Genomic DNA, 25,819 nt, shown 5'->3' with positions numbered 1-25,819 from the left:
CGGGACCGCGAGGTTCCGGCCTTCTTGCTTGCGGGCGCGGGATCCCCGGCGCACTCCCCGGGAAAGGGGGCCCGCGCGGTGCGGAAGGCCGGCGCGGGCGAGGAGCGCCAGGTCGTCCGGGGAGGAACCTAGTTCAAGGGTTCCGCCGCCGCGGACTCGGCCGGCAAGGCCACCGTGGCGAACACGCCGTGCGCGGCGTCCGCGCCCGCGTCCGGTTCGGCCATGATCGGGCGGATCGAGAGTATGCGCAGCGGCGGTTGCACGAACACCTGTTCGCCGCTGCAGGCGGGCGGCGGCGCGATCGGCGCGCTGCCGGCGCTGGCCAGGGCATTGCGGTAGCGCGCGGCGAACGGCTTCAGCTCCGCCGCTTCGGGCGCGGTGGCCATGTCGCCGAGGATCACGGCCGGCGTATCGCCGGAGGTGACGTCGATCCAGCGCAGCAGGTTGCGCACCTGCGCGGCCCGGATCGCGGCCGAATCCTCCGGTGCCTGGGGATCGTCGGGATACAGGTGGGTAACGTAGACGTCCAGCGGCCTGCCATCGAGCTCCAGTTGCACCATGCCGGCGGTGCCGGCCATTTCGAAGGGATGCAGCAGCGTCACCGCGTCGGCGACGACGGTGTGGCGGGTCAGCAGGGCGTTGCCCATGCGGCGCGGCCGGCTGGGCGGATCGGCGGTGATGAAGTTGCAGCCATAGCCGAGCCGTGCCGCAAGCCAGCAGGCCTGGTTGGGCACGTCCGGCGCCTGCAGCACGTCCTGCAGCGCGATCACGTCCGGACGCAGCCGCGTGAGCAGGGCGAGCACGCCGTCGCGGCGTTCCGGCCAGCGCTCGCGGTCGCCCGCCAGGCTCAGCGAAGCGACCGAAAGGGTGCGCTCCTGCGAAGAAGGCTGCGAACGGGGCGTGGTCGCCGCGGACGCGAGGCCCGGCTGGCACAGGCCGAACGCCAGCAACAGGACGAACCAGTGCCGGGCCGTGCGAGTGCGGGGCGCGAACGCGATCATGCCGGCATTTTCGCCCAGCCAGGGTGCAGGCGTCGTGCACGGCGACGCCTGCGCCACGGTCATTGCAGGACGGCTTCGGGCAGCGCCACCTCGACGCGCTCGACCACGTCGCCGGCCGAACGCGCCAGCTCCAGCGTGTAGCGGCCGGCGCCGATCTTCCAGCGACGCGCCTGCGTGTCGAAGTCCGCCAGCGTTTTCGGTTCCGCCTCGACCGTGACCCGGCGGCGCTCGCCCGGCTCGAGCGCGACCTTCTGCCAACCGACCAGGCGCACCGGCGTGGCGTGCCCGGACGGCATCCGCAGGTACAGCTGCGGCACCGCCGCGCCGGCGCGATCGCCGGTATTGGCGACCTCGAAGCTCGCCCGCAGCCGCGCGCCGTCCACGTTCGCCTGCAGGCCGGAGAACGCGAAGGTGGTGTAGGACAGGCCATGGCCGAACGCGAACCGCGGTCTCAGGCCCTTGGCGGCGAACCACTTGTAGCCGACGTTGGCGCCCTCGATGGCGTAGTCCACGGTATCCGCGCCCGGCTGCTCCGGGTGGAAGCCGAGCCCCGGGATCGACGGGCGCGGCAGCTGCGACTCGTCCACCGGCCAGGTCACCGGCAAGTGGCCGGACGGGTTGACCTTGCCGGTCAGCAGGTTGGCGATGGCCGGGCCGCCGCCGATGCCCGGATACCAGGCCTGCAGCACCGCCGGCACCCGTTCCAGCCACGGCATGCGCACCGGGCCGTTGGTCTCCAGTACCACGGTGGTCCGCGGGTTGGCCCTGGCGACCGCGGCGATGAGCGCGTCCTGCCCATCGGGCAGCGCCATGTCCGGCAGGTCCACCGACTCGGCGGCCCACTGCGTGGCGAACACGACGACGGCATCGGCATCGCGCGCGGCGCGCGCCGCCGCGGCCGGGTCGAGGCCATCGGCGAAGTCCACCTGCACGCCCGGCAATGCGGCGCGCAACGCCTGCAGCGGCGATGAGGGCTGGTAGATCACCGGGCCGGGCCAGGTCGTCGGGGCGATGCCCGGGACCGCGTTGCCGCCGGCGACGGTGTAGTCGATGCGCGAGGAGCCGCCGCCGGCGAGCACGCCCTTGTCGGCGTGGCCGCCGACGACCAGCAGCCGCCCGGCGCCGCGCTTCAGCGGCAAGGCGCCATCCTCGTTGCGCAGCAGGACGGCGCCTTCCTCGGCGACCCGCTGTGCGGCAAGCAGGCCGGCCTGGCCGTCGATCGGCTGGCGCTGCGGCGGGCGGTCGAACGCGCCGACCGCGAAGAAGCTGCGCAGGATGCGGTGGACCATGTCGTCCAGCCGCGCCTGCGGCACGACGCCGGCGGCGACCGCCATGCGCAGCGGCTGGTCGAAGTACACCGCCGCGTCGAAGACTTCGCCGGCCGACTGCTGGTCCAGGCCGGCCAGCGCCGCCTTGGAGCCGCTGTGCACGCCGCCCCAGTCGGACATCACGTAGCCGGGGAACTTCCATTCCCGCTTGAGCACCTGGTCGAGCAGGTAGCCGTGCTCGCATCCGTAGGTGCCGTTGATCTTGTTGTAGGCGCACATCACCGAGCCGGGATGGCCGACGTCGAGCGCGATCTCGAACGCGAGCAGGTCCGACTCGTGCATCGCCTGTTCGCCGATCTGCGCGCTGTGGAAGTTGCGGCGCGTCTCCAGGTCGTTCATCGCGAAGTGCTTCATGGTCGAGACCACGTGCTCGCTCTGGATGCCGCGGATCGACTCGCCCACCATCGTGCCGGCCAGCAGCGGGTCCTCGCCGGCGTATTCGAAGTTGCGGCCGTTGCGCGGGTCGCGCTGCAGGTTGACGCTGCCGGCCAGCAGCACGTTGAAGCCCTGCTGCCACGCTTCGCGGCCCATGGTCCTGCCGCCGGCGAAGGCGAGTTCGCGGTTCCAGGTGGACGCGGTCGCCGGACCGGAGGGCAGGGCGGTGGCGTAGTCCCCGGGACGCACGCCGCCGGGGTTGGTCACGCCCAGGCCGGCATCGGCCAGTTGCTGCGCCGGGATGCCCAGCCGCTCGATGCCCGGCACGTAGCCGGCCGAGCCGAGCGCGCCGGGCGGACGCTTGGTCTTGTCGCTGTCCAGCCCGAAGTAGCTGCGCAGCATCTGGAATTTCTCGTCCTGGGTCATCTGCGCCACCAGCAGCGTTGCGCGCTGGTCGGCATCCAGGCCGGCGTCCATCCAGGGCTGCGCGGCCGGCGCGGGTTGCGCCGGGGCCGTTGCCGGCAGGGCTGGGCCGGCCAGCGCGACGGCCGTCGCGAGCAGGAGCCGGCATGGGGGTGTAATCGTTTTCATGCTGATGCGGGTCAAGGCCGTTCCTTCCTGGCGATGTCGAACGAAAAACGGGGATGAGGGCGCGCGGTCAGTCCGGCGCGGTGTCGGTACGCAGTACCGGGTAGAGCTGGTAGCGCTCGTCCCACGAGGGATGGCGCCGGTAGAAGAACTCCAGCCGCGCGCGCGGGCTGCCGGCGAAGGCGGCGTCCCCGGCGAGGCGCTTGTCGAACTCGGCCTTCAATGCCGGGTCGGCGGCGAGCATCCGGCGGGCCACGTCCTCGGCGACGTAGTCCTCCATGTACTCCTTGCGTTCGAAGGCGTCGTTGAACTCGCCCCATTGCAGCAGCGAGTCCGGCGCCTGCGGTTCCAGCAGCGCCATCGCCAGCCGCGCCTTCGGCTGCGCGATCGGCACGAACAACGCGCCGGCCCCGACCTCGCGCCGCTCCGGCTTCCATTGGCCCTCGACCGACAGGCGCTGGTGGCCTTCGACGGACTGCGCGGAGAATGCCGAGCTCGTGGCGCGGAAGGCGAGCACGTCGCGGGTGGCGCCCCGGTCCAGCACGCGGTAGTCGACGCCGTGCAGCCGGAGCTTCTCGCCGACCCAGGCCGCGTGCGCGGCGGGCACGAGATAACCGGCCCCGGGCGCATCGACGACCACGCCGGGCTCGAGCCGGTCGCGCAGCGGCACGTGCCAGACCTGCGGCTTGCTCTCGTCGTAGCGCGTCATCAGCGCGCCGGAGATGTCCGAAGGCGTGCGGGTGTAGGCATAGCCACGGAAGGCCACGGTGCGCGCCTGCTCGTCCGCGACCCAGGTCAGCGGCTCGGGCCGGCCGGCCAGCTGCGCGGCGCGGGCGTCGGCGGCGAGCGCGTCGGCGCGCCACTGCGCGCCGTTGCGCGCGGCCTGGTCGAGCACCGACAGGATCGTGTTGCGGGTGATCCGCACGCGCACCGGGTATTCCTTCCACGAATGCGTCTCGACCAGCATGCCGAAGCGGTTGCGCAGCAGGAAATAGCCGTGCGAGAAACGCGGCGGCGGCACGCTGTCCTCGAAGCCCGAGGACGGATCGTCGTTGACCACGAACGACGGGTAGTAGGGCAGCGGCAGCGAGCCCTGGCGGGCGAGGTCGGCGATCACCGCGTCGCGCCAGCGCGTGCCGTCGCGGCGCAGCGTGGCGTCGCCGGCATGCACCGGCTCGACCTGGATCGACACGTCGTGCTCGAACTGCGCGCCGTCGGTGGCGTGCAGGTCCACGTACATCAGCGGATCCCAGGCCTGCACCAGCCGCAGCATCGCCTGCATCTCCGGCGCGTCGGCCTTGAGGTAGTCGCGGTTGAGATTGAGGTTCTGCGCGGTGGTGCGCCAGCCCATCTGCTCCGGGCCGCGCTGGTTGGGGCGGTTCCAGGCGCCGAAGCGCTCGTGGCCGTCCACGTTGAACACCGGCACGAACAACAGCACCGCCTTGTCCAGCACGCCCTTGCCCGCGCTGCCCTCGAGGATCTCGCGCAACGCCAGGAACCCGGCGTCCTTGCCGTCGATCTCGCCGGCATGGATGCCGCCCTGGACCAGCACCACCGGCAATCCGCGCTGCGCGGCCGCGGCCGGCTCGAGCGCGCCGGCGGTGGAGGCGACCAGCGCCTTCATCGGCCGGCCTTCCGGCGTGGTGCCGAACTCGATGCAGCGCACCGCCTGCGGATAGCGCTGGGCGAACCCATCGCACAGCGCGACCACTTCCTCGTAGCGGCCGGTCTGGCGGAAGCCGCTGCGCTCGGCGACGGTGGACAGCGCGGCATCCGCGGACAGCGCGGGCTGGCTGGTGGCGGTCAACAACAGGCACAGGGCCAGGCGCGTCAGGCGGGCCATCCGGTCGGTCCAAGCAGGGGGAACGCTCAAATCTATCCCACCGCGGCGGGCGGGCCAATCCGCAATGCGGCATGGAACGCATCCGCCTCCCGTGCGGAAGTCTGTGGGAGCGACTTCGGTCGCGACGGGGCCGTACCGGGAAAGCCCGTCGCGACCGAAGTCGCTCCCATAGGCTGCGCGATGGCGAGGCCCGGCACCGGCACCCGCCCGGATACGGTAGGCTTGCGGCTTTATACCCGCGATCGACCGACAATGACGACCCCTGTCCAGGCCGCCAGTGCCGACCCGCGTGCGCGCATGCCGCGCCAGATTCCCTACATCATCGGCAACGAGGCCTGCGAGCGCTTCAGCTTCTACGGGATGCGCAACATCCTGGTGCAGTTCCTGATCACCTCGCTGCTGCTGCAGGAAGTGACTGCCCCCGGCCGCGAGGCCGAGGCCAAGCACATCATGCACAGCTTCATGATCGGGGTGTACTTCTTCCCGTTGCTGGGCGGCTGGCTGGCCGACCGCTTCTTCGGCAAGTACAACACCATCCTGTGGTTCAGCCTGGTGTACTGCGCCGGCCACGCCTGCCTGGCATTGTTCGAGGGCCATCGCGGCGGCTTCTTCCTGGGCCTGGGGTTGATTGCCTTCGGCGCCGGCGGCATCAAGCCGCTGGTGGCCTCGTTCATGGGCGACCAGTTCGACCAGCGCAACAAGCACCTGGCCAAGATCGCCTTCGACGCCTTCTACTGGATCATCAACTTCGGTTCGCTGTTTGCGTCGCTGCTGATCCCGCTGGCGCTGAAGAACCTGGGCCCGGCCTGGGCATTCGGCATCCCGGGCCTGTTGATGTTCGTGGCCACCTTCGTGTTCTGGCTGGGTCGCAAGCGCTATGTCCATGTGCCGCCGCCGCCCGAGGATCCGCATGCCTTCTCGCGCGTGGTACGCACCGCGCTGCTGTCGCGCACGCCGGGGCAGGCGCGGCCGGGCCTGGTCCTGGCGGTGCTGTCGGTGTTGCTGGCCCTGTCCAGCTTCGCCTTCGCGGGCACGCTGGGCATCGTGATCTGCCTGTGCCTGGCGCTGGTGCTGCTGCTGGTAGGCGTAGGTGGCGGTACCTGGTGGCAGCTGGAGCGTGCGCGCGGCGTGCATCCGGACGAAGCGGTGGACGGCGTGCGGTCCCTGCTGCGGGTGCTGATCGTGTTCGCGCTGGTCACGCCGTTCTTCTCGTTGTTCGACCAGAAGGCTTCGACCTGGGTGCTGCAGGGGCGCGAGATGGTGATGCCCCCGTGGTTCACTGCCTCGCAGATGCAGGCGCTCAATCCGTTGCTGGTGATGCTGTTGATCCCGTTCAACAACCTCGTGCTGTACCCCTCGCTGCGCAAGCTGGGGTACGAGCCCACCGCATTGCGCCGCATGACCGCCGGCATCGCCTTCAGCGGTTTGGCCTGGGTGGTGGTGGGCCTGATCCAGGTCGAGATGGACGGCGGCGACCCGATGCACATCGCCTGGCAGATCCTGCCCTATGCCCTGTTGACCCTGGGCGAGGTACTGGTTTCGGCCACCGGCATCGAATTCGCCTACAGCCAGGCGCCGGCATCGATGAAGGGCGTGGTGATGAGCTTCTGGTACCTGACCACCACGGTGGGCAACCTGTGGGTGCTGCTGTCCAACGTGGCGATGCGCAACGACGCCGTCACCGGCCATATCGCCCGTACCGGCCTGAGCGAGGCCGCCTTCCTGATGTTCTTCTTCGCGGCGTTCGCGTTCCTGGCGGCATTGGCTTTCGGCCTGTACGCCCGCAGCTACCGCGCCGTGGACAACTACCGCGCCGCCTGATCGAGCCCGCCATCCATGATCACGCTGATCCTCATCGCCATCACCGCCGTCGTCTCGTGGATGGCGTTCAACAACCGCAAGCTGGCCGATCGCCTGATCCTGTGGCCGCCGGCGATCGACCGCAACCGGCAGTACGACCGGCTGGTGACCTACGGCTTCATCCATGCCGACTTCGCCCACCTGATCTTCAACATGATCACGCTGTATTTCTTCGGGCGGCCGATCGAGCGGGTGATGACGATGGCCACCGGCAGCGTGCTGACCTATCCGCTGTTCTACCTGGCGGCGCTGGTGGTCTCGATCATGCCGAGCTACATCAAGAACCAGAAGAACCCGAACTACCTGAGCCTGGGCGCCTCGGGCGCGGTATCGGCGGTGCTGTTCGCCTACATCCTGCTGGCGCCCTGGACGATCATCCTGGTGTTCTTCATCCCGGCGCCGGCGATCATCTACGCGGTGTTCTACGTCGGCTACAGCATCTGGATGGACCGCCGCGGCGGCGATCGCATCAACCACAGCGCGCACCTGGCCGGCGCCGCCTTCGGCGTGATGTTCATGCTGATCATGCGCCCGGAGGTGCTGGACATCTTCCTGGAGCAGCTCGCCAACCCGCGCTTCGGTTGAGCCCGGGCGGCGCCGTTCAGGCGCCGTGGCCCGGCGGGCGTTGGCCGCCGGCATGGGCGGGGCCGGCATAGGCCTGCAGCAGGCGGCCGTAGATCTCGGCGTCGAGCGATGCGTAGTCGCTGCCGCCGGTCTGTCCGCTCACGACCAGCCGGAACAGGTCCTCCAGCAGGTCCTGGTCGTGGTCGGCGGCGGGAGTTTCCGGAACGCCCATGGCGAGCTCCCAGCGAGGCTCGGGTTCCCCCTTGGCCGCCATGCCAACCGATGCGCCGTCTCGCCGGCGTGAAACCGGCAGCGAGGCCCCGCGCCGGCGCGTGCCGGCGCGTCCGCGTTCACGCGCTGAATGCGCCGGATCGGACAGAATCCCGCATCGCTTGGCGGGGGAACTCATGAGTACAGCAGGGGAATCCCAGGTCCGGCACGAGCCCGGGCGATTCCGTTTCGTCACCCACGTGGAGGGGCACGAGGCCGTGCTCGAGTACCGGCTCGCGGCCGGCACGATGGCGATCCTGCACACGGGCGTGCCCGAGCCGATCGGCGGGCGCGGCATCGCCGGCCAGCTCACCGCCGCGGCGCTGGCGACGGCCCGTGCCAATGGGTGGAAGGTCAGGCCGGAGTGTTCCTACGCGGAGGCGTACTTCAGGCGGCACCCCGAGCAACGGGACCTGTTGGCCTGAACGGAACCGGACGGAAGCGAGGCGAAGGGGAAGCGACATGCGCAACATCGCGGGATGGATCATCTGGATCGCGCTGATCGGCGTGGCGGGGTGCCAGCGCGAGCCGCAGCCGGCACGGGACGGGCAGGCGGCGGCCCCGGCGTCGCCGGCGCCGGACACCGCAGCGGCGGCCGCTGCAGCGGAGGCGCCGGCCAAGCTCGACGACATCATCGAGCACACGCCGTCCTACGTGATCGGGGTGAGCTTCCCCAAGGGCCTGGAGGACCAGCCCGGGCTGGCCAGGCTGATCCGCGGCTACGCCGACGCCGCGCGCGCGGAATTGATGCGCGCCCTGGAGGGATTGGGCAACGACCGGCCGAGCGCGCCGTACGAGCTGTCGCTGAGCTTCGACAAGCTCGCCGACACGCCGGCGCTGGTCGCGGTCGCCGCCAATGGCAGCCGCTACACCGGCGGCGCGCACGGCGAGCCGCTGGTCGCGCGCTTCGTCTGGCTCAAGGGACCGCAGAAGCAGTTGACCGCCGAGGCGCTGGTCCCCGACGAGCGCAACTGGGGCGTGGTGGGCCACTACGTCGCCGCGCGCCTGCACGAGGCCGCCGCCGCCCGCGCGCAGGCCGACAAGCTGGCGCCGGATGAGACGGCCTCGCTGCTGCGCTCGGCCGACAAGATGATCGCCGAGGGCACCACCGCCAAGGCCGCGAACTTCGCGCAGTTCGAGCCGCTGGTGGATGGCGCCGGGCGCATCGCCGCGCTGCGCTTCGTGTTCCCGCCCTACCAGGTCGGGCCGTACTCGGACGGCACGCAGACCGCCGACGTGCCCGCGAGCGTGCTGCGTCCGCTGGTCGCGCAGGAGTATGCTGGGCTCTTCTCCAAAGATTGATCCTGATCCGGAGGAGCAGGCGTGCCGGAGCGACTTCAGCATCGCGTCGAACAATTGTTGGCAGAGGCCGACGTGGTCATCGGCGGCACGCGGCCGCAGGACATCCAGGTCCACGATGCCCACTTCCATGCACGGGTGCTTGCGCAGGGCTCGCTGGGGCTGGGCGAAAGCTACATGGACGGCTGGTGGGACGCCAACCAGCTCGACGTCTTCCTCTACCACCTGATGCGGGCGCGCCTGGACGAGCGCGTCCACGGCCTGGGCGAGATCCGCGACGCCTTGCTGGCGAGGATCTTCAACCAGCAGCAGGGCGAGCGCAGCTACGAGGTCGGCCGCCGCCACTACGACCTCGGCAACGACCTGTACCAGGCGATGCTGGGGCGCCGGCTGGTCTACAGCTGCGGCTACTGGGCGCAGGCGGACAACCTCGACGACGCGCAGGAGGCCAAGCTCGACCTGATCTGCCGCAAGCTGCGCCTGCAGCCGGGCCAGCGCGTGCTCGACATCGGGTGCGGCTGGGGCGAGGCGCTGAAGTTCGCGGCCGAGCGCTACGGCGTCAGCGGCGTCGGCGTGACGATCTCGCGCGAGCAGGCCGAGTACGCGCGCGCGCTGTGCCGCGGGCTGCCGATCGAGATCCGGCTGCAGGACTACCGCGAGCTCGACGAGCGCTTCGACGCGATCATGTCGATCGGCATGTTCGAGCACGTCGGCGACAAGAACTACCGCACCTACTTCGAGGTGGCGCGGCGGTGCCTGGCGCCGGACGGCCTGTTCGTGCTGCATACCATCGGCACCAACGTCAGCCGGCACCGCACCGATCCGTGGATCGCGAAGTACATCTTCCCCAACTCGATGCTGCCGTCGGCGCGCCAGATCGCCCAGGCCTACGAGGGCCTGTTCGTGATGGAGGACTGGCACAACTTCGGCCCCGACTACGACCGCACCCTGCAGGCCTGGCGGCGCAACATCGAGGCCGCCTGGGACCGGCTGGACGCGCGCTACGACGAGCGTTTCCGCCGGATGTGGCGCTTCTACCTGGCCGGTTCCATGGCCACCTTCCGCTGCCGGCACGCCCAGCTGTGGCAGGTCGTGCTGTCGCCGGAAGGCCTGCCCGGCAGCTACCGCGCCCCGCGCTGACGAACGGCACCCGCGCCGGGGCCCCGCTGCCTGTAACATGGGGCAACTCCACGGCGATGACGGGTGACAATGGGCAGCTTCGATCCAACCGAACGACGAGTGGAGGTCACCTGCGAACGCTATCCGGCGTTCCCGCGCGAGCCTGCGATCCTGGTCCGGTTGATCAAGCACCTGTACAAGCGCATCCACGCCAACGCCAACCTGCTGTTGCGCCCGTACGGGATCAGCCACCCCGAGTACGACATCCTGATGATGCTGCTCGGTACCCCGGAGCGCTCGCTCACGCCCAGCGAGGTGGCCGAGGCGGCGGGCGAGAAGATGGCCAACGTCACCCGCCTGACCAACCAGCTGTGCGAGAAGGGCTTCATCCGGCGCGCCGGCAGCACCGAGGACCGGCGCAAGGTGGTGCTGACCCTGGAGCCGGCCGGCGAGGCGCTGATCGAGAGCATGCTGCCCGACCTGTGTAGCCTGCTCGACATGGAAGTGTCCGCGTTGCGCGACAAGGAGCAGCTGCAGCTGGAAGCGCTGCTCAAGAAGATGCTCGCCGGGTTGGAGCGCGTCGGCTAGGCGGAAGCCGGTTCAGCGCCAGCGCGCGTCGCGGGCCTGCCGCTCGCCCTGGGCGTCGAGCGATTCGCCGGCGATGCGCGCGTCGATCGCCTGCAGCAGCGCCGGAGGCAGCGTCGAGCCGGCCATCCGCAGTCCCTGGGCATCGTCGCCGCCGGCGGTGTCCTCCAGTACGTTGATCCGCCAGCCTCCGGCATCGCGGCAGGCCAGGCCGGCCTGCCGCTGCCGCGCCAGCACGAACGCCCGGCAGTACTGGCCGGCGCCGGTGCGGAAGCTGAGCGGCAGCCGCACCGGTCCCGCCGCGGTCTCGCTGGCCAGGCGCCGGTCCAGCGCATCGCGCAGCGGTCCTGCCGCCTGCAGTCCCGCCGCGTCCGCGACGAACATCGGGGCGGGAGCCAGGAAGCCGCGTCCCAGCGCGATGCCCAGCACCAGCGCGGCCGCCAGGGCGAGCCCGCTCCGCCAGCGCGGCCATGCCGGACGCGGCGCGCGGCGCGCGGCCTCGCGCGGAGCGGCCGCGCCGGCCGGCGCATCCAGCGCCGCCAGCAACGCGGGCGGCACCGGCTCGTCCAGGACGTCGTCGTAGGCCTGCCGCAGCTGCAGGCGCTGCCGCCGCAACCGTTCCACCCGCGCGGCCAGGGACGGGTCCGCCGCCAGGGCGGCCTCCACGCCGGCACGCTCCCCGGGCGGCAGTTCGCCGTCCGCGTAAGCCATCAGGGTCTCGTCGTTCGGGATCATGGGAACCGCTCCGTTTCTTCGCCCAGCAGGGCCTGCAAGGCATCGCGCCCGCGCGCCAGCCGGCTGGTCAGGGTGCCGACCGGGACCTGCAGGATCTCGGCGGCCTCCCGGTAGGACAGGCCTTCCACCAGCACCAGCGCCACCGCCATGCGCTGGTCCTCCGGCAGCCGCGCCATCGCCGCCTGCACCGTCATGCGCGCGTCCTGCCGCTGCGCCGAATCGTCGCCGACGTGCTCGCCGGCCTGTTCCGGGACCAGCACCTGCTGCCGGCGCTGCCTCGCCCGGACCTCGTCGATCCAGGCGTTGCGGACGATGCCGAACAGCCATCCTTCCAGCCCGGCCTCCGGCCGCCACTGCCCGGCATGGCGCAGGGCGCGCTCGATCGCGGCCTGCACCAGGTCGTCGGCATCGTGCACGTTGGCCGGTCATCACCCGGGCGAAACGGCGCAGGCGCGGCAGCAGGGCGGCCAGGCCTTCGCGCACCGCCGCGGCGGCATCGCGCTGCATGCTCATGGAATACGTTTCTCCCCGGCGTTTTCTTCCCGCGCCTCGTCGCTGCGTTCATGCCCGGTCGGCGCGGCCCCCGCATTCTATCGGCCAACGGGGACCGGCCGCGCGCGGCGCGGGCGCGCCTCGCTTCCACGTTCCGGCCAGGAGAACCACTGCATGAAGGGCGCGCGAGGGATGCTTTGGCTCGGCCTGCTGGCCGTGGCCGGCGCGGCGCGGGCGCAGGTCGCCCTGCCGCCGGTGACGCTGCCCGGCGGGATGGGCGGGGTAGGCGATCGCCTGCTCGCGCCGGTGCGGCAGCTGGGAGACGAGGTGGCTTCGAGCGCACGCGTGGAGCGGATCGACGCCCTGTTGCGACGCCATCGCCGGGAGCTGGACCGCGATCCGGCCGGCGCGCCGGTGGTGCGCAGCGAGGTGGTGGCGGTCGCGCCGGCGCCGCAGGCGCTGGAAGCGGCGCGGGCGGCGGGTTTCTCGGTCGGCCAAGAGCGGCGCCTGGAAGAACTGGGCCTGACCCTGGTGGTGCTGCAGGCGCCGCCGGGCATGTCGACGGCGCAGGCGCTGAAACGATTGAGGGCGCTCGATCCCGCCGGGCAGTACGACTTCAACCATGTCTACCTGGATGCGCAGGCGGAGGCGCCCGTGCCCGTGCCGCCGCCGGCGGCCATGCCGGTCGCAACGGCGCCCTACCGGGTGGGATTGGTCGACAGCGGCGTGGACCCGCGGCACCCGGCGCTGCGGACGGCCGACGTGATCGCCCATGGCTGCGAAGGCACGCCGGTGGCGCAGGCGCATGCCACCGCCGTGGCCTCGCTGCTGCTGGGCGGACGGGCCGGCGCACCCGCCGGCAGCCGCCTGTACGCGGCGGACGTCTACTGCGGACGGGCCGCCGGCGGTTCGGTGGTGGCGCTGGCGGAGGCGCTGGCCTGGATGGCGCGCGAGGACGTGCCGGTGGTCAACGTCAGCCTGACCGGCCCGGCCAACGGGGTGCTGCAGAGGGCGGTGGCGGGCCTGGTCGCCCGCGGCCACCTGCTGGTGGCCGCGGTGGGGAACGATGGGCCCTCCGCGCCGCCCCTGTATCCGGCGGCCTATCCGGGCGTGGTCGGGGTGACCGCGGTCGATCCGCGCGGGCGGGTGCTCCCCGAGGCCTGCCGTGGCCCGCAGGTGGCGTTCGCCGCGCTCGGCAGCCGCGTGCCCGCGGCCGCGCCGGGAGGCGGTTGGGCGGAGGTGCGCGGGACCTCGTTCGCGGCGCCGCGGGTGGCGCGGCTGGCGGCGTTGCGCTTGCGCGCGGCGGACCCGCAGGCCGCGGCAGCGGTCCGCGCCGCGCTGGCCGCGGAGGCGCAGGACCTGGGGACGCCCGGGCCCGATCCGACGTACGGCCAGGGCTTGCTCGGCGGATTGTCGCCGGGCCCGGCAGGATGAATGCGAGCTGTCGGGGCTTGACAGGTTGGGGAAGAAGCGGGCGCGCCGCTCCGTAGTTCCCCATGAGAGCCGCGGATGTGCCGCGGCACCGTGAGAAGGAGAGCCCCATGAAGCAAGTTTCCATCCGTCGCGCGGCCCTGGCTGCCGCGCTGTGCGTCGCCAGTCCCTTCGCCATGGCCCAGTTGCTGGGCGGCAGCGGCGGGGCCGGGCTGGGCGGTTCGCTGGGAGGCGTGTCCGGCAACCTGGGCGGTACCGTCGGCGGCACCCTGGACAGCGGCGGCCTGCGCAACGGAGTGGACCAGGCGCGCCAGCGCGGCCGAGCCGCTGCGGAATCGGCCGCGGCCCAGGCCCGGCAGGGCGTCGCCCAGGTCCAGGCCTCGGGATCGTCGGCCGCCCAGGCCGCGCTCGGCCAGGCGAGCGCGGCAGGCGGCGTCGCCCATTCGGTTTCCGCGTCGGTGGCAGGCCACGCGGCAGGCGCGCTGCAGTCGGTGGCCGGCAGTGCGACCGCGCAAGGAAACGCGGCGCTGGCTTCCAGCGACGGTGCGCCGCAGGACGCCACGGCCGGCGACACAGGCCGCGGCGATGCCGGCAGCGGCGGCACGAAGGGCAGCGAAGATGCCGGCCGCGCGTCCGCGCCTGCGGCACCGGCGCGCGGCACGGCCAGGCTCGGCGGCAGCGCCGGCGCGGGGGCAGGCGCATCGCAGGACGGCGTCTCGGCGAACGCCTCGGTGTCGGCAGGCGGAGAGGTCCAGCATTGACGGCCTGCCGCCAGGCATGAAAAAAGCCGCCCGGCGCAGGCCGGGCGGCTTCGTGGAGCGGGCCGCTTACTGGGTGCCGCCCTCGCTGGTCAGGCCGCGCTTCTCGAGCAGCGGCTCGATCTGCGGGTCGTGCCCGGCGAAGTTGCGGAACAGTTCCATCGCATCGGCGCTGCCGCCGCGCGACAGCAGGGTCTGGCGGAACCGGTCGCCGTTGGCGCGGCTCAGGCCGCCATGGTCGCGGAACCACTTCTGGGTGTTGGCGTCGAGCACTTCCGACCAGATGTAGGCGTAGTAACCGGCCGCGTAGCCGCCCATGATGTGGCTGAAGTACGGGGTGCGGTAGCGCGGCGGCACCGGCGGGTAGGCGATCCCGTCCTTGGCCAGCGCCTGCGCCTCGAACGCCATCACGCCGCCGGCGTCGGGCACCTGGTCGGCGCCGATCTGGTGCCAGTTCTGGTCGAGCATCGCCGCGCCCAGGTACTCGGTGGTGGCGAAGCCCTGGTTGAACTTGGCCGCGGCGACCACCTTGTCCAGCAGGGCCTGCGGCATCGCCGCGCCGGTCTGGTAGTGCTTGGCGTAGTTGCCGAGGATCGACGGCCAGTCCGCCCACATCTCGTTGACCTGCGAGGGGAACTCGACGAAGTCGCGCGGCACCGAGGTGCCCGAGAAGTAGGGGTATTTCACGTTCGAGAACATGCCGTGCAGGGCATGGCCGAACTCGTGGAACATGGTCGTCACCTCGTCCCAGGTCAGCAGCGTCGGCTGGCCCTGCGGCGGCTTGGGGATGTTGAGGTGGTTGGCGACCACCGGCTTGTCGCCGGTCAGCTCCGACTGCGAGACGTAGGAGTTCATCCAGGCGCCGCCGCGCTTGGAGGCGCGCGCGTACGGGTCGAAGATGAAGATCGCCAGCTGGCTGCCGTCGGCGTCGAACACGTCGTAGACGAAGGTGTCCTCGCGGTACTTGGGCAGGTCGTGGCGTTCCTTGAAGGTCAGCCCGTACTCCTGGTTGGCGGCGTAGAACACGCCGTTCTCCAGCACGTTCTTCATCTCGAAGTACGGCTTGAGCTGGGATTCGTCGAAGTCGTACTTGGCCTGGCGCACCTTCTCGCTGTAGTAGGCCCAGTCCCAGGCCTCGAGCTTGAAGGTCGGCTTGCCGGCGGCCTTCTGCTCCTTGTCGATCATCGCCTGCAGGTCGGCGGCCTCGCGCTTGGCGTTGGCGACCGCGGCCGGGGCCAGCTTGCCGAGCATGGCGTTGACCGCCTCGGGCGTCTTGGCGGTCTGGTTCTCCAGCGAGTAGGCGGCGAAGTTCGGATAGCCCAGCAGCTTGGCCTTGTCCGCGCGCAGCTTCATGATCCGCGCCACCAGCGCGGTGTTGTCGTACTGGCCGCCGCGGCTGCCGCGGTTGATCGAGGCCTCGTAGATGCGCTGGCGCAGCGCGCGGTTCTTCAGTTGCGCCAGCGGCGGCTGGCCGGTGGTGTTGAGCAGGGCGATCACGTACTTGCCGTCGAGCTTGCGGGCCTTGGCGGCTTCCGCGGCGGCGGCGATCTGTTCGTCGGACAGGCCGTCGAGTTCCTTGACGTCGTCGACGACCACGGCCGAGGCGTTGACCTCGTTCAGCACGTTCTGGCTGAACTGGGTGCCCAGGCTGGCCAGTTCGGCGTTCATCGCCTTCATCGTCGCCTTGTCGGCATCGGAAAGCTTGGCGCCGGCGCGCACGAAGTCGGTGTAGTACTTCTCGACCAGGCGCTTGCCCTGGGTGTCCAGGCCGAGCCTGTCGCGCTGGTCGTAGAGCGCCTGGATGCGCGCGAACAGCTTGCCGTTGAGCGAGATCGCGTCGCGGTGCGCGGCGAACTTGGCCGAATAGTCGGCCTGCAGCTGCTTGCGGGTGTCGTTGGTGTCGGTACCCACCAGGTTGAAGAACACGGTGGTGGCGCGATCGAGCACCTGGCCGCTCTTCTCCAGCGCGATGATGGTGTTCTCGAAGGTCGGCTTGGCCTTGTCGTTGGCGATCTTCTCCACTTCCTTCAACTGCTCGGCCATACCGGCGTCGAAGGCGGGCGCGAAGTCGCTGTCCTTGACCCTGTCGAACTGCGGGTAGTGCAGCGGTAGAGGGCTTTCCTCGAAGAACGGGTTGGCCTGGTCGGCGGCCTGGACGGCGGTCGGTGCGGCGATGCTGTAGGAAGGCATGGTCAGGCCCAGCGAGACGGCAAGGGCAAGAGCGAGGCGGGTGGTCAAGCGGAATCCTCCGGAATATCGAACGCCCGAGGGTAGCCCGGCGGCCCGGGCCGGCACGTGTGACAAAAGCCATGGCCGGCGCAACCTGGCGCCGGCGCGGGCGGGAGGATGGCGGTCCGCGCCCGGCGACGGGCCTCGACGGCCATTCCGCTACCATGCGCCTCAATCCGGAAGGGACGGAGCCGATGACCAGCGCATTCGATTTCACCGCCAACGCGATCGAGGGCCATCCGCAGCCGCTGTCTGACTATGCGGGCAAGGTGCTGTTGATAGTCAACGTGGCTTCGCGCTGCGGCTTCACCCCGCAGTACAGCGAACTGGAGGCGCTGTGGCAGCGCTACAGCGCGCAGGGGCTGGTGGTGCTGGGATTCCCGTGCGACCAGTTCGGCCACCAGGAGCCGGGCAGCGAGCAGGAGATCGCGCGTTTCTGCGCGCTGAACTACGCGGTGAGCTTCCCGATGTTCGCCAAGGTCGAGGTCAACGGGCCGGGCGCGCATCCACTCTGGCAGTGGTTGGTCCGGCAGCGCGCCGGTCTGCTCGGCACGCGCGCGATCAAGTGGAACTTCACCAAGTTCCTGGTCGGCCGCGATGGCCAGGTGCTGGACCGCTATGCCTCGGCCACGCCGCCGCGCAGGCTGGCGCGCGACATCGAGCGGGCACTGGGATAGCTCGTCGTCCCCGCGCAGGCGGGGACCCAGTGACTTTCACGCAGGCTTCAAGACGCTGGATCCCCGCTTGCGCGGGGATGACGCGGAAGAATTGATGCGGGAAAACCCAGCGACCGACGAAGTCACTTCTCGACGAACGCGCGCTCGAACACGTAGTGGCCCGGCGAGCCGATGCGGGGCGAGGCCTCGAAGCCGCGAGAATCGAGCAGCGTGCGTAGGTCGGCCAGCATCTGCGGGCTGCCGCAGATCATGAAGCGGTCGTTGGCCGGGTCGATCTCCGGCAGGCCCAGCGTGCGCTGCATCGCGCCGCTTTCGATCAGCTGGGTCAGGCGGCCGCGGTTGGGGAACGCCTCGCGGGTCACCGCCGGGTAGTACAGCAGCTTCTCGCGGATGATCTCGCCGAGGAACTCGTGCTGCGGCAGTTCCTTCTCGAAGTGCTCGCGATAGGCGAGATCCTTCTCGTAGCGCACGCCATGGGTCAGGATCACCTTGTCGAAGCGCTCGTAGGTCTCCGGGTCCTTGATCACCGACAGCCACGGCGCCAGCCCGGTGCCGGTGCCCAGCAGGTACAGGTGGCGGCCCGGGTGCAGGTCGCTGATCAACAGGGTGCCGGTGGGCTTCTTGCCGACCAGGACCTTGTCGCCCGGCTTGATGTGCTGCAGGCGCGAGGTGAGCGGGCCGTCCTGGACCTTGATGCTGAAGAACTCCAGCTGCTCCTCCCAGTTGGCGCTGGCGATCGAATAGGCGCGCAGCAGCGGCCGGGTCTCGGTCTCCAGGCCGATCATCACGAACTGGCCGTTCTCGAAGCGGAAGCCGGAATCGCGGGTGGTGGTGAAGCTGAAGTAGGCGTCCGTCCAGTGACGGACATCGAGCACCGTTTCGGCGCCAAAAGCGGAAGACATGCCGTTGATCGGATTGGGGAGGAAATCGGACCGATTCTACCCTAAATGAGAGAAGCTCTCATTAATGCCGGCCGGACGGCTGGCTCCCCGAAGGGTTCCAACCCCGACGGCGCCGCCGGCATTGTTGGGCCCTCACGCGCCTTCCGGCGGCTCAGGAGGCCTCGGGCGGGGTGATCTGCAGCAACTTGCCGTCGGGCTCGTCGGTGACCACGTAGACCTTGCCGTCGCTGCCCACGCGCACGTCGCGCACGCGTTCGCCGATCTCGTCCAGCAGGCGTTCCTCGCCGGCGATGCGATCGCCGTCCAGGCTCAGCCGGATCAGGTTGCGCTGCGCCAGCGAGCCCAGCAGCAGGCTGTCGTTCCAGGCGCTGCCGGGATGGCCGGTGTAGAAGGCCATCCCGCTCAGGCCCGGCGAAACCTCCCAGACGTGATGCGGGGCTTCGAGGCCTTCGCGCGCATTGCCCACGGCCTCGGCGATCGGCTGGCCGGAGTAGTCGATGCCATGGGTGATCAGCGGCCAGCCGTAGTTCTTGCCCGGCTCGGGCAGGTTCAGCTCGTCGCCGCCGCGCGGGCCATGCTCGCTTTCCCACAGCTTGCCGGTCCGCGGGTCGAACGCGAGGCCCTGCGAGTTGCGGTGGCCGTAGCTCCAAATCTCGGGCCGCGCCTGGCCGTTGCCGACGAAGGGGTTGTCGGCCGGCACGCCGCCGTCGGGATCGAGCCGGACCAGCTTGCCCTGCAGTTTGTCCAGTTCCTGCGACATCATCCGCAAGGTGCGTTCGCCCTGGCTGACGAACAGGTGTCCCTGGCCGTCGAAAGCCAGGCGCGAGCCGAAGTGGTTCTCGCTGTTGACCTTCGGCTCCTGGCGGTAGATCACCCGCACGTCGCCGAGCCCGGCCTCGCCCAGGGTGGCGCTGGCCACCGCGGTGCCGGCGAGCACGCCTTCGCCGGGTTCGGCGTAACTGAGGTAGATGCGCCGGCTCTGCGCGAAATCCGGGGCCAGGACCACGTCGAGCAAGCCGCCCTGGCCGCGCGCGTAGACCGCCGGCACGCCGGCGAGCGGTGCCGATACCTGGCCGTCGGCGCCGATCCGGCGCAGGGTGCCGCCGCGTTCGGTCACCAGGAAGCCGCCGTCCGGCAGCAGCGCCACCGCCCAGGGATGGGCGAGGCCGCTCGCCAGTTCGCGCACCTGGATCGGCCCGAGCTGGCTGGCCAGGGCCCGCGCCGGGGCGGCGGCAGCGGCCTGGCCCTGGGGCCGGGACGGCGCGTTGGTTTCGTTGCCGCAGGCGGCGAGCAGGGCGGTGGCGATCAGCAGGCCCAGGCGGGCTGGGCGCGAAGGCAGGAGGGCGGCCAGGGACATCGGTCGGGTCTCGGTCGTCGTCGGGGCATAGAGCGTATTACGAACGCCGGCGCGGGTGCGAAGCCCCCGACGCGCGTTCTAGCGATAGCCAGCCGCCTGCAGTTCGAACAACTCCGCGTAGCGCCCGCCCTGGGCCATGAGCTGCTCGTGGCTGCCGCTGGCCTCGATCCGGCCGTCGGCGAGCACCAGGATACGGTCGGCCATGCGCACGCTGGAGAAGCGGTGCGAGATCAGCACCGCGGTGCGTTGCCGCGACAGTTCCTTGAAACGCTGGAATACCTCGAACTCGGCGCGCGCGTCCAGCGCGGCGGTCGGCTCGTCGAGGATCATCACCTGGGCGTCGCGCAGGTAGGCGCGCGCGATGGCGATCTTCTGCCATTGCCCGCCGGACAGGTCCACGCCCTGCTTGAAGCGGCGGCCGATCACCTGCTCGTAGCGGCGCGGCAGCGCCTCGATCATGTCGTCCGCCAGCGCGCGCCGCGCCGCGGCCTCGATGCGCGGCTGGTCGTGCATCGACTCGACCCTGCCCACGCCGATGTTCTCGCCGGCGGAGAGGTGATAGCGCACGAAGTCCTGGAAGATCACGCCCATGTTGGCGCGCAGGTCGTCCAGGTCGTAGTCGCGCAGGTCGCGCCCGTCCAGCAGGATGCGGCCTTCGTCCGGGTCGTACAGGCGGGCCAGCAGCTTCACCAGCGTGGTCTTGCCGGCGCCGTTCTCGCCGACCAGCGCCAGCACCTCGCCGGCGCGCAGCTCGAAATCGAGGTGGCGCACCGCCCAGCGCTCCGCGTCGGGATAGCGGAAGCCGACATCCTCGAACACGAAGCCGTGCCGGATCGGCTGCGGCACCGGCAGGGCGCCGGGCCGCGAGACGATCTCCGGCTCGATCTCGAAGAACGAGAACAGGTCGTCCAGGTACAGCGCCTGGCCGGCGACCTGCGAGAAGCCGATCAGCAGGCCTTCCAGCAACTGCCGCAGGCGCAGGAAGCTGCCGGCCAGGAAGGTCAGGTCGCCGATGCTGAAGTCACCGCGGATCGTGCGCCAGGCGATGTAGCCGTACGCCGTGTAGTACCCCAGCGTGCCCAGCGCGGCCAGCAGCGTTCCCCAGAAGGCGCGCCGGCGCGCCAGCGCGCGGTTGACCAGGTGCAGTTTCTCCGCCAGCTCCCGGTAGCGTTCGATCAGGAAGCGGTGCAGGTTGAAGATCTTCACTTCCTTGGCGGTCTCGACGCTGGCGCCGACCTGGCGCAGGTAGTCGAGCTGGCGCCGCTCCGGCGTCCACTGGTAATTGAGCGAATAGTTCAGCGCGTTGAAATGCGCCTCGCCGACGAAGGCGGGCACCAGCGCGAGCGCGAGCAGCGCGATCAGCCAGGGCGCGTAGACCAGCAGGCCGACCGCGAAGCTGGCCACGGTGATGGTGTCCTGCACCTGGCCGAACAGCTGGCTCATCAGGCTCATGCGGCCCATGCTCTGGCGCCGCGCACGGTCCAGCCGGTCCTGCAGGTCCGGGTCTTCGAAATCCTCCAGGTCCAGCCGCGCAGCGTGTTCCATCAGCCGGATGCTGGTGCTGTTGTTGAACAGCTCCGACAGCAGCGTGTCGGCGTAGCCGACCAGCCGGCCGAGCAGGTCCGAGCCGATCGCCAGCAGCAGCTCCAGCGCGAGCAGTTCCAGCAGGCGGTCGAGCTGCCCGCCCGCCAGCGCCTCCGGCAGCGAACGCAGCCCGGGCTGCGTGCCGGCCAGGCGGATGGCCTCGTCGATGATCAGTTTGCCGACGTAGAGCGTCGCGATCGGGGTCAATGCCCGGACCAGGCGCAGGCCCAGGCTGGCCAGCGTCAGGAGACGGCTGGTCCGCCATATCTCGCGCAGGAACGGCGGGATGTTGCGCATCGCGTCGAAGCGTTCGCGCAGGCTGGGATGGCGTGAAGGCGACGCGGCATGGGGTGTCATGCCGCGATTGTGCCGCGCGTGCCGCCGGGCGGGAATGCGGCAATTCTGCGCGTGGGCGTCTCCGCCTCCTGGGGCGGAGGATACAACTGTGGGAGCGACTGCAGTCGCGACAAGGCCCTACCGATAAAGCCCGTCGCGGCTGAAGCCGCTCCCACATGAGCATGAGGCACCGCGGAAATACGGGCGGATTACTCGTCCAGGCGCAAGGTGAGGCACTTGGCCGAGCCGCCGGACTTGAGGAACTCGTCCAGCGGCGTTTGCGCGACGGCATAGCCGAAACCGGCCAGCGCCTGCTGCAGGGCGGCGCTGGCGCGGTGCATGACCACGGTGTCGTCCAGGTCCACCGCGTTGCAGGCGAAGGCCAGCGCGTCCTCCTCGGCGACCGCGATGCGCCGGTGCGGCGGCACGCGCCTGGCGATCTCCTCCTGCGCCCGTTCGTCGAACGCGGCGGGGTAGTACAGCAGGCGACCGTCGCGCAGCGGGCAGAAGCAGGTGTCCAGGTGGTAGAAGCGCGCATCCACCAGCCGCAGCGGCACCACTTCCACGTCCAGCATGCGCTCCAGCTCCGGCGCCGCCGCGGCGTCGCTGCGGTGGCCGTGACCCAGCCACAGCCGCGGCTGGCGGCCACGCTCGAACAGCGCATCGCCGGCGCCTTCGAACATCACCGTGTCCGGCAGCGGGCGGATGCGGAAGCCGGCGCGGCGGAACCACTCGATGCACAGCGGTTCCTCGCCGCGCCGCTCCGGATGGCGGAACCGGCTGGGGATGAAGTCGTTGCCGCGCACCAGGCCGGCGTTGGCGGTGAACACTAGGTCGGGCAGGCCCGGCGCGGGCGCCAGCAGGTCGACGTCCGCATGCATCGCCAGCAGTTCCTGCAGCGCCTGCCATTGCGTCCAGGCCCTGCGCGGGTTGGCGCCGTGCACGTGCGCCGCCATCCAGGGATTGATGACGTAGTCGACGGCGAAGTGTTCAGGTGCGCACAGCAGCAGGTGGTGGCGGAGCGGGGCGGCGGACCAGGCCGCCGCCAGCGACGTGGGGGTCTCGCCGGCCAGGACCGGCAGGTCGTGCTTGTCGTCCATCGATTCGTCTCTGCGCGCCAGGAGACATGACGCTAGCGGCGGCGTGTTGCGCGCAGATGGCAGATGCCAGGACGGGCGCGGGATCAGGGCAGCTGCGGCTGCAGGCCGACGCCGAGGCGGTTCCAGGCGTTGATCACCGCCACCGCCATGGTGATCTCGGAAATGCCCTGGTCGTCGTAGTGCTCGCGCAGCGCCTCGTACAGGGCGTCCGCCGGGGCGGCCGTGGGCAGCCGGGTCAGGGCCTCGGCCCAGGCCAGCGCGGCGCGTTCGCGGCCATCGAAGAAGCGGCTGTCGTGCCAGCCGGCGACGGTATCGAGCTTGCGCGGGTCCATGCCGCCCTTGCGCAGCGCGGTGGCGTGCATGTCCATGCAGAAGGCGCAGCCGTTGATCTGCGACACCCGCAGGAACAGCAGCTCCACCAGCTCGGAGCCGATGCTGCCGTCGTGGAGGGACGCGCTGGCCGCGGACATGCTCTTGACCGCGGTGGGGACGTGGCGGGTGTAGTCGATGCGGTTGAACTTCATGGGGTTTCTCCTGGAATGAGCGGCCGCGATGGCCGCTTTCGACATCCAGGACGCGCGGGAAAAACGCGGCGTGACAGGGTGGGGAGATGGCTTGGTGATCGGTAATGGTTCCGATTTCTGGAAGCGCAGGTCGCGGTGAAGGATGACTGTGGGAGGGACTTCAGTCCCGGCGGGCTTTGCCTGCACGGTTCGATCGGGTGATGAAGGCTTTCCCCTTTTCTCGCCGGGGATGAAGGCGTATTGCTTGTGAACCACGGGATCGCACACGCCCGATGCCCGGGGCGCGAAGCGAGGTGCCCGAAGGGCGGATGAGGGTCCGGGCGATCATCCAGGGCGCCGTCAGGCCCGCGGCAATTTGTCCGGATTCATCACGTTGAGCAATTCGACGATGCGATCGCCGTCGATCACTGCGAGCGTGGTCGAGTGCAGTCTTCCGTCGCGGAAGCGCAGGATCGCCGGTTCGCCGTTGACCGTGCCCATTCGCGCGACAAGCCCCAGCTTGCGGCGCGCCACCGCCCAGTACAGGCGGGCAATGCGCTCGGCGCCGAGCAGCGGACGCAGTGCGGCGGTGACCTTGCCGCCGCCGTCGGAAACCAGCCGCGCATTGCTGTCGAGCAGCGCGGTGATCGCGGTCATGTCGCCGGCCTGCGAGGCGATCATGAAGCGCTCCAGCAGTTCCCGGTGGTGTTGCCGGTCGACCGGGAAGCGCGGTCGCTCCGCCTGCAGCCGCGTCCGCGCGCGGTGCACCATCTGCCGGCAGTTGGCCTCGCTGTGGCCGAGCAGCTCGGCGATGCGCGCGTAGTCGTAGTCGAAGGCCTCCTTCAGCAGGAAGGCGGCACGCTCCTCCGGACCGAGCCGTTCCATCGCCGCCAGCAACGCCAGCGAGACCTGCTCGGCGCGCTCGCGCAGTTCCTGCGGTCCGGGTTCCTCGCTGATCTCCAGGGGCTCGGGCAGCCACGGGCCGGTGTAGCGGCTGCGGGCGGTGCGCGCCGCCCGCAGGCGATCCAGGCCGAGCCGGGTGGTGGCGGTGACCAGCCAGGCTTCCGGGTCCACGATGCCGGCGCGGTCGGCGCCGTGCCAGCGCAGCCAGGTGTCCTGCACCACGTCCTCGGCCTCGGTGCGCGCGCCCAGCAGGCGGTAGGCGAGGCTGAACAGGCGCGGGCGGTGCTGCTCGAAGACGGTGTCGGTGTTCATGGGCATGTCGTCCGTTCGGGTGGGCCGCCCCAGGACGGAACAGCGCGTGCCGGCGTGACAGCCGGCCCGGCCGCCACTTTGCTCTAAAATGGGCGGGTTTTCTCCCCCGCGAGCCGAAGAGCCAGCCGTGACATCGATCAAGCAGGAAGACCTCATCCAGAGCGTCGCCGACGCGCTGCAGTACATCAGCTACTACCACCCGGTCGACTACATCAAGAACCTGTCCGCGGCCTACGAGCGCGAGCAGTCGCCGGCGGCCAAGGACGCGATCGCGCAGATCCTGATCAACTCGCGCATGTGCGCCGAAGGGCATCGCCCGATCTGCCAGGACACCGGCATCGTCACCGTCTTCCTCGAGATCGGCATGAACGTGCGCTGGGACGACGCCACGATGGGCGTCGAGGACATGGTCAACGAAGGCGTGCGCCGCGCCTACAACCATCCGGACAACAAGCTGCGCGCCTCGGTGCTGGCCGATCCGGCCGGCAAGCGCCAGAACACCCGGGACAACACCCCGGCGGTGGTCAACGTGAAGGTCGTCCAGGGCGACCACGTCGAGGTGATCGTCGCGGCCAAGGGCGGCGGCTCGGAGGCCAAGAGCAAGTTCGCCATGCTCAACCCGTCCGATTCGATCGTGGACTGGGTGCTCAAGACCGTGCCGACCATGGGCGCCGGCTGGTGCCCGCCGGGCATGCTCGGCATCGGCATCGGCGGTACCGCCGAAAAGGCGATGCTGCTGGCCAAGGAAGCGCTGATGGAGCCGATCGACATCACCGAGCTGCAGGCCCGCGGTGCGTCCAACCGCATCGAGGAGCTGCGCCTGGAGCTGTACGAGAAGGTCAACGCGCTGGGCATCGGCGCGCAGGGCCTGGGCGGCCTGACCACGGTGCTGGACATCAAGATCAAGGACTACCCGACCCACGCGGCCAACCTGCCGGTGGCGATGATCCCCAACTGCGCGGCCACCCGGCATGCGCATTTCACCCTGGACGGCAGCGGCCCGGTCGCGCTGGAGCCGCCGTCGCTGGAGGACTGGCCCGAGCTGACCTACAACCCGCAGAACGCGCGCCGGGTCGACCTCGATACGATCACCCGCGAGGACGTGGCGCAGTTCAAGCCGGGCGAGGTGCTGTTGCTCAACGGCAAGCTGCTGACCGGCCGCGACGCCGCGCACAAGCGCATGGTCGACATGCTCAACAAGGGCGAGAAGCTGCCGGTCGACTTCACCAACCGCTTCATCTACTACGTCGGCCCGGTCGACCCGGTGCGCGACGAGGTGGTCGGCCCGGCCGGCCCCACCACCGCCACGCGCATGGACAAGTTCACCCGGCAGATGCTGGAGCAGACCGGCCTGCTCGGCATGGTCGGCAAGGCCGAGCGCGGCGACGCGGCGATCGAGGCGATCCGCGACAACAAGGCGGTCTACCTGATGGCGGTCGGCGGTTCGGCCTACCTGGTGTCCAAGGCGATCAAGGCCAGCCGCGTGCTCGCCTTCGAGGACCTGGGCATGGAGGCGATCTACGAGTTCGAGGTCAAGGACATGCCGGTGACCGTGGCCGTCGACGCGACCGGCGAGTCGGTGCACAAGACCGGCCCGCGCGAATGGCAGGCCCGCATCGGCAAGATCCCGGTGGTGGTGGCGTAAGTACCAGTCGTTCCCGCCTTCGC

The 25,819-nt window shown here is 70.4% G+C and carries 22 protein-coding genes and 1 pseudogene; 10 read left to right on the top strand and 13 right to left on the bottom strand.

Annotation, left to right across the window (positions count from 1 at the left end):
- Positions 1–128: 128 nt before the first annotated feature.
- The 3 genes from M3M27_RS12995 to M3M27_RS12985 form a co-directional block, all read right to left on the bottom strand.
- Entirely contained in the window at positions 129–1,064 is a 936-nt protein-coding gene (locus tag M3M27_RS12995; RefSeq protein WP_434025892.1) for an endonuclease/exonuclease/phosphatase family protein, read from the bottom strand.
- On the bottom strand, positions 1,061–3,295 hold the full coding sequence (locus M3M27_RS12990) for a beta-glucosidase family protein (protein WP_434028017.1): 2,235 nt from the start codon (positions 3,293–3,295) through the stop codon (positions 1,061–1,063). Before M3M27_RS12990 ends, M3M27_RS12995 begins: the two co-directional genes overlap by 4 nt.
- A 67-nt stretch (positions 3,296–3,362) precedes the next feature.
- Complete coding sequence (locus M3M27_RS12985) at positions 3,363–5,135, bottom strand: M14 family metallopeptidase (protein WP_434025891.1); 1,773 nt, start codon at positions 5,133–5,135, stop codon at positions 3,363–3,365.
- 252 nt (positions 5,136–5,387) lie between these two features.
- On the opposite strand from M3M27_RS12985, the gene M3M27_RS12980 reads away from it, so the two are divergent.
- On the top strand, positions 5,388–6,956 hold the full coding sequence (locus M3M27_RS12980; RefSeq protein ID WP_434025890.1) for an oligopeptide:H+ symporter: 1,569 nt from the start codon (positions 5,388–5,390) through the stop codon (positions 6,954–6,956).
- Between the two features lie 15 nt (positions 6,957–6,971).
- Entirely contained in the window at positions 6,972–7,580 is a 609-nt protein-coding gene (locus M3M27_RS12975) for a rhomboid family intramembrane serine protease (protein ID WP_140720187.1), read from the top strand.
- Between the two features lie 16 nt (positions 7,581–7,596).
- Here M3M27_RS12975 and M3M27_RS12970 read toward each other — a convergent pair whose 3' ends face one another.
- Positions 7,597–7,791 carry a hypothetical protein gene (locus M3M27_RS12970; RefSeq protein ID WP_140720190.1) on the bottom strand — a complete coding sequence of 65 codons (195 nt, stop codon included), beginning with the start codon at positions 7,789–7,791 and terminating at the stop codon, positions 7,597–7,599.
- A gap of 175 nt (positions 7,792–7,966) precedes the next feature.
- Between M3M27_RS12970 and M3M27_RS12965 the strand changes: the two genes are divergently transcribed.
- The 4 genes from M3M27_RS12965 to M3M27_RS12950 all read left to right on the top strand — a co-directional run bounded on the left by M3M27_RS12965 (position 7,967) and on the right by M3M27_RS12950 (position 10,835).
- Positions 7,967–8,254 (top strand): GNAT family N-acetyltransferase, encoded by a 288-nt coding sequence (locus tag M3M27_RS12965; protein ID WP_434025889.1) that lies wholly within the window; start codon positions 7,967–7,969, stop codon positions 8,252–8,254.
- Between the two features lie 37 nt (positions 8,255–8,291).
- Positions 8,292–9,131 carry a DUF3298 and DUF4163 domain-containing protein gene (locus tag M3M27_RS12960; RefSeq protein ID WP_434025888.1) on the top strand — a complete coding sequence of 280 codons (840 nt, stop codon included), beginning with the start codon at positions 8,292–8,294 and terminating at the stop codon, positions 9,129–9,131.
- Positions 9,132–9,152: 21 nt separating this feature from the next.
- The gene (gene cfa, locus M3M27_RS12955) at positions 9,153–10,268 is read left to right on the top strand and encodes a cyclopropane fatty acyl phospholipid synthase (protein ID WP_140720197.1); all 1,116 of its coding nucleotides are present in this window, start codon (positions 9,153–9,155) and stop codon (positions 10,266–10,268) included.
- A 69-nt stretch (positions 10,269–10,337) separates the two neighbouring features.
- A complete protein-coding gene (locus M3M27_RS12950) occupies positions 10,338–10,835 on the top strand; it encodes a MarR family winged helix-turn-helix transcriptional regulator (protein ID WP_140721850.1) in 498 nt (165 codons plus the stop codon).
- 12 nt (positions 10,836–10,847) lie between these two features.
- Here the strand turns inward: M3M27_RS12950 and M3M27_RS12945 are convergent, their stop codons facing one another.
- Both M3M27_RS12945 and M3M27_RS12940 read right to left on the bottom strand, forming a co-directional pair.
- Positions 10,848–11,567 (bottom strand): anti-sigma factor family protein, encoded by a 720-nt coding sequence (locus M3M27_RS12945; protein ID WP_434025887.1) that lies wholly within the window; start codon positions 11,565–11,567, stop codon positions 10,848–10,850.
- Positions 11,564–11,983 carry an RNA polymerase sigma factor gene (locus tag M3M27_RS12940; protein WP_434025886.1) on the bottom strand — a complete coding sequence of 140 codons (420 nt, stop codon included), beginning with the start codon at positions 11,981–11,983 and terminating at the stop codon, positions 11,564–11,566. Before M3M27_RS12940 ends, M3M27_RS12945 begins: the two co-directional genes overlap by 4 nt.
- A gap of 250 nt (positions 11,984–12,233) precedes the next feature.
- Between M3M27_RS12940 and M3M27_RS12935 the strand changes: the two genes are divergently transcribed.
- Complete coding sequence (locus tag M3M27_RS12935) at positions 12,234–13,493, top strand: S8 family serine peptidase (RefSeq protein ID WP_434025885.1); 1,260 nt, start codon at positions 12,234–12,236, stop codon at positions 13,491–13,493.
- Positions 13,494–13,600: 107 nt separating this feature from the next.
- Complete coding sequence (locus tag M3M27_RS12930; protein WP_434028065.1) at positions 13,601–14,251, top strand: hypothetical protein; 651 nt, start codon at positions 13,601–13,603, stop codon at positions 14,249–14,251.
- A 41-nt stretch (positions 14,252–14,292) separates the two neighbouring features.
- Here the strand turns inward: M3M27_RS12930 and M3M27_RS12925 are convergent.
- Positions 14,293–16,486 (bottom strand): annotated as a pseudogene (locus tag M3M27_RS12925) (M3 family metallopeptidase); the annotation flags it as partial.
- Between the two features lie 185 nt (positions 16,487–16,671).
- Here M3M27_RS12925 and M3M27_RS12920 point away from each other — a divergent pair.
- Entirely contained in the window at positions 16,672–17,154 is a 483-nt protein-coding gene (locus tag M3M27_RS12920) for a glutathione peroxidase (protein WP_434025884.1), read from the top strand.
- Between the two features lie 122 nt (positions 17,155–17,276).
- Here the strand turns inward: M3M27_RS12920 and M3M27_RS12915 are convergent, their stop codons facing one another.
- From M3M27_RS12915 to M3M27_RS12890, 6 genes are all read right to left on the bottom strand, one after another.
- The gene (locus M3M27_RS12915) at positions 17,277–18,056 is read right to left on the bottom strand and encodes a ferredoxin--NADP reductase (protein ID WP_140720221.1); all 780 of its coding nucleotides are present in this window, start codon (positions 18,054–18,056) and stop codon (positions 17,277–17,279) included.
- 151 nt (positions 18,057–18,207) lie between these two features.
- Positions 18,208–19,413, bottom strand: a complete 1,206-nt coding sequence (locus tag M3M27_RS12910) for a PQQ-dependent sugar dehydrogenase (RefSeq protein ID WP_434025883.1) — start codon at positions 19,411–19,413, stop codon at positions 18,208–18,210.
- 78 nt (positions 19,414–19,491) lie between these two features.
- Positions 19,492–21,354: an ABC transporter ATP-binding protein gene (locus M3M27_RS12905; RefSeq protein ID WP_434025882.1), complete on the bottom strand. Its 1,863-nt coding sequence runs from the start codon at positions 21,352–21,354 to the stop codon at positions 19,492–19,494.
- Between the two features lie 188 nt (positions 21,355–21,542).
- Entirely contained in the window at positions 21,543–22,433 is an 891-nt protein-coding gene (locus M3M27_RS12900) for a dimethylarginine dimethylaminohydrolase family protein (RefSeq protein WP_434025881.1), read from the bottom strand.
- Positions 22,434–22,516: 83 nt separating this feature from the next.
- Positions 22,517–22,957 (bottom strand): carboxymuconolactone decarboxylase family protein, encoded by a 441-nt coding sequence (locus tag M3M27_RS12895; RefSeq protein WP_140720227.1) that lies wholly within the window; start codon positions 22,955–22,957, stop codon positions 22,517–22,519.
- Between the two features lie 339 nt (positions 22,958–23,296).
- Complete coding sequence (locus M3M27_RS12890; protein WP_434025880.1) at positions 23,297–24,151, bottom strand: RNA polymerase sigma-70 factor; 855 nt, start codon at positions 24,149–24,151, stop codon at positions 23,297–23,299.
- A 127-nt stretch (positions 24,152–24,278) separates the two neighbouring features.
- Between M3M27_RS12890 and M3M27_RS12885 the strand changes: the two genes are divergently transcribed.
- Positions 24,279–25,796: a fumarate hydratase gene (locus M3M27_RS12885; protein ID WP_434025879.1), complete on the top strand. Its 1,518-nt coding sequence runs from the start codon at positions 24,279–24,281 to the stop codon at positions 25,794–25,796.
- The last annotated feature ends 23 nt before the right edge of the window (positions 25,797–25,819 follow it).

The organism is Xanthomonas boreopolis (genome assembly GCF_046529185.1).
Classification (GTDB): Bacteria; Pseudomonadota; Gammaproteobacteria; order Xanthomonadales; family Xanthomonadaceae; genus Pseudomonas_S; species Pseudomonas_S boreopolis.
Note: the sequence above shows the minus strand (reverse complement) of the source record. Positions and strands in the feature narration are given on the sequence as shown.

Bases quoted from the DNA above. Each gene is read 5' to 3' on its own strand.
- M3M27_RS12985 (WP_434025891.1), bottom strand. From the start codon at position 5,135: ATGGCCCGCCTGACGCGCCTGGCCCTGTGCCTGTTGTTGACCGCCACC.
- M3M27_RS12950 (WP_140721850.1), top strand. From the start codon at position 10,338: ATGGGCAGCTTCGATCCAACCGAACGACGAGTGGAGGTCACCTGCGAA.
- M3M27_RS12965 (WP_434025889.1), top strand. From the start codon at position 7,967: ATGAGTACAGCAGGGGAATCCCAGGTCCGGCACGAGCCCGGGCGATTC.
- M3M27_RS12960 (WP_434025888.1), top strand. From the start codon at position 8,292: ATGCGCAACATCGCGGGATGGATCATCTGGATCGCGCTGATCGGCGTG.
- M3M27_RS12995 (WP_434025892.1), bottom strand. From the start codon at position 1,064: ATGACCGTGGCGCAGGCGTCGCCGTGCACGACGCCTGCACCCTGGCTG.
- M3M27_RS12935 (WP_434025885.1), top strand. From the start codon at position 12,234: ATGAAGGGCGCGCGAGGGATGCTTTGGCTCGGCCTGCTGGCCGTGGCC.
- M3M27_RS12975 (WP_140720187.1), top strand. From the start codon at position 6,972: ATGATCACGCTGATCCTCATCGCCATCACCGCCGTCGTCTCGTGGATG.
- M3M27_RS12930 (WP_434028065.1), top strand. From the start codon at position 13,601: ATGAAGCAAGTTTCCATCCGTCGCGCGGCCCTGGCTGCCGCGCTGTGC.
- M3M27_RS12915 (WP_140720221.1), bottom strand. From the start codon at position 18,056: ATGTCTTCCGCTTTTGGCGCCGAAACGGTGCTCGATGTCCGTCACTGG.
- M3M27_RS12910 (WP_434025883.1), bottom strand. From the start codon at position 19,413: ATGTCCCTGGCCGCCCTCCTGCCTTCGCGCCCAGCCCGCCTGGGCCTG.
- M3M27_RS12920 (WP_434025884.1), top strand. From the start codon at position 16,672: ATGACCAGCGCATTCGATTTCACCGCCAACGCGATCGAGGGCCATCCG.
- M3M27_RS12905 (WP_434025882.1), bottom strand. From the start codon at position 21,354: ATGACACCCCATGCCGCGTCGCCTTCACGCCATCCCAGCCTGCGCGAA.
- M3M27_RS12900 (WP_434025881.1), bottom strand. From the start codon at position 22,433: ATGGACGACAAGCACGACCTGCCGGTCCTGGCCGGCGAGACCCCCACG.
- M3M27_RS12980 (WP_434025890.1), top strand. From the start codon at position 5,388: ATGACGACCCCTGTCCAGGCCGCCAGTGCCGACCCGCGTGCGCGCATG.
- M3M27_RS12890 (WP_434025880.1), bottom strand. From the start codon at position 24,151: ATGAACACCGACACCGTCTTCGAGCAGCACCGCCCGCGCCTGTTCAGC.
- M3M27_RS12895 (WP_140720227.1), bottom strand. From the start codon at position 22,957: ATGAAGTTCAACCGCATCGACTACACCCGCCACGTCCCCACCGCGGTC.
- M3M27_RS12945 (WP_434025887.1), bottom strand. From the start codon at position 11,567: ATGATCCCGAACGACGAGACCCTGATGGCTTACGCGGACGGCGAACTG.
- M3M27_RS12970 (WP_140720190.1), bottom strand. From the start codon at position 7,791: ATGGGCGTTCCGGAAACTCCCGCCGCCGACCACGACCAGGACCTGCTG.
- M3M27_RS12990 (WP_434028017.1), bottom strand. From the start codon at position 3,295: ATGAAAACGATTACACCCCCATGCCGGCTCCTGCTCGCGACGGCCGTC.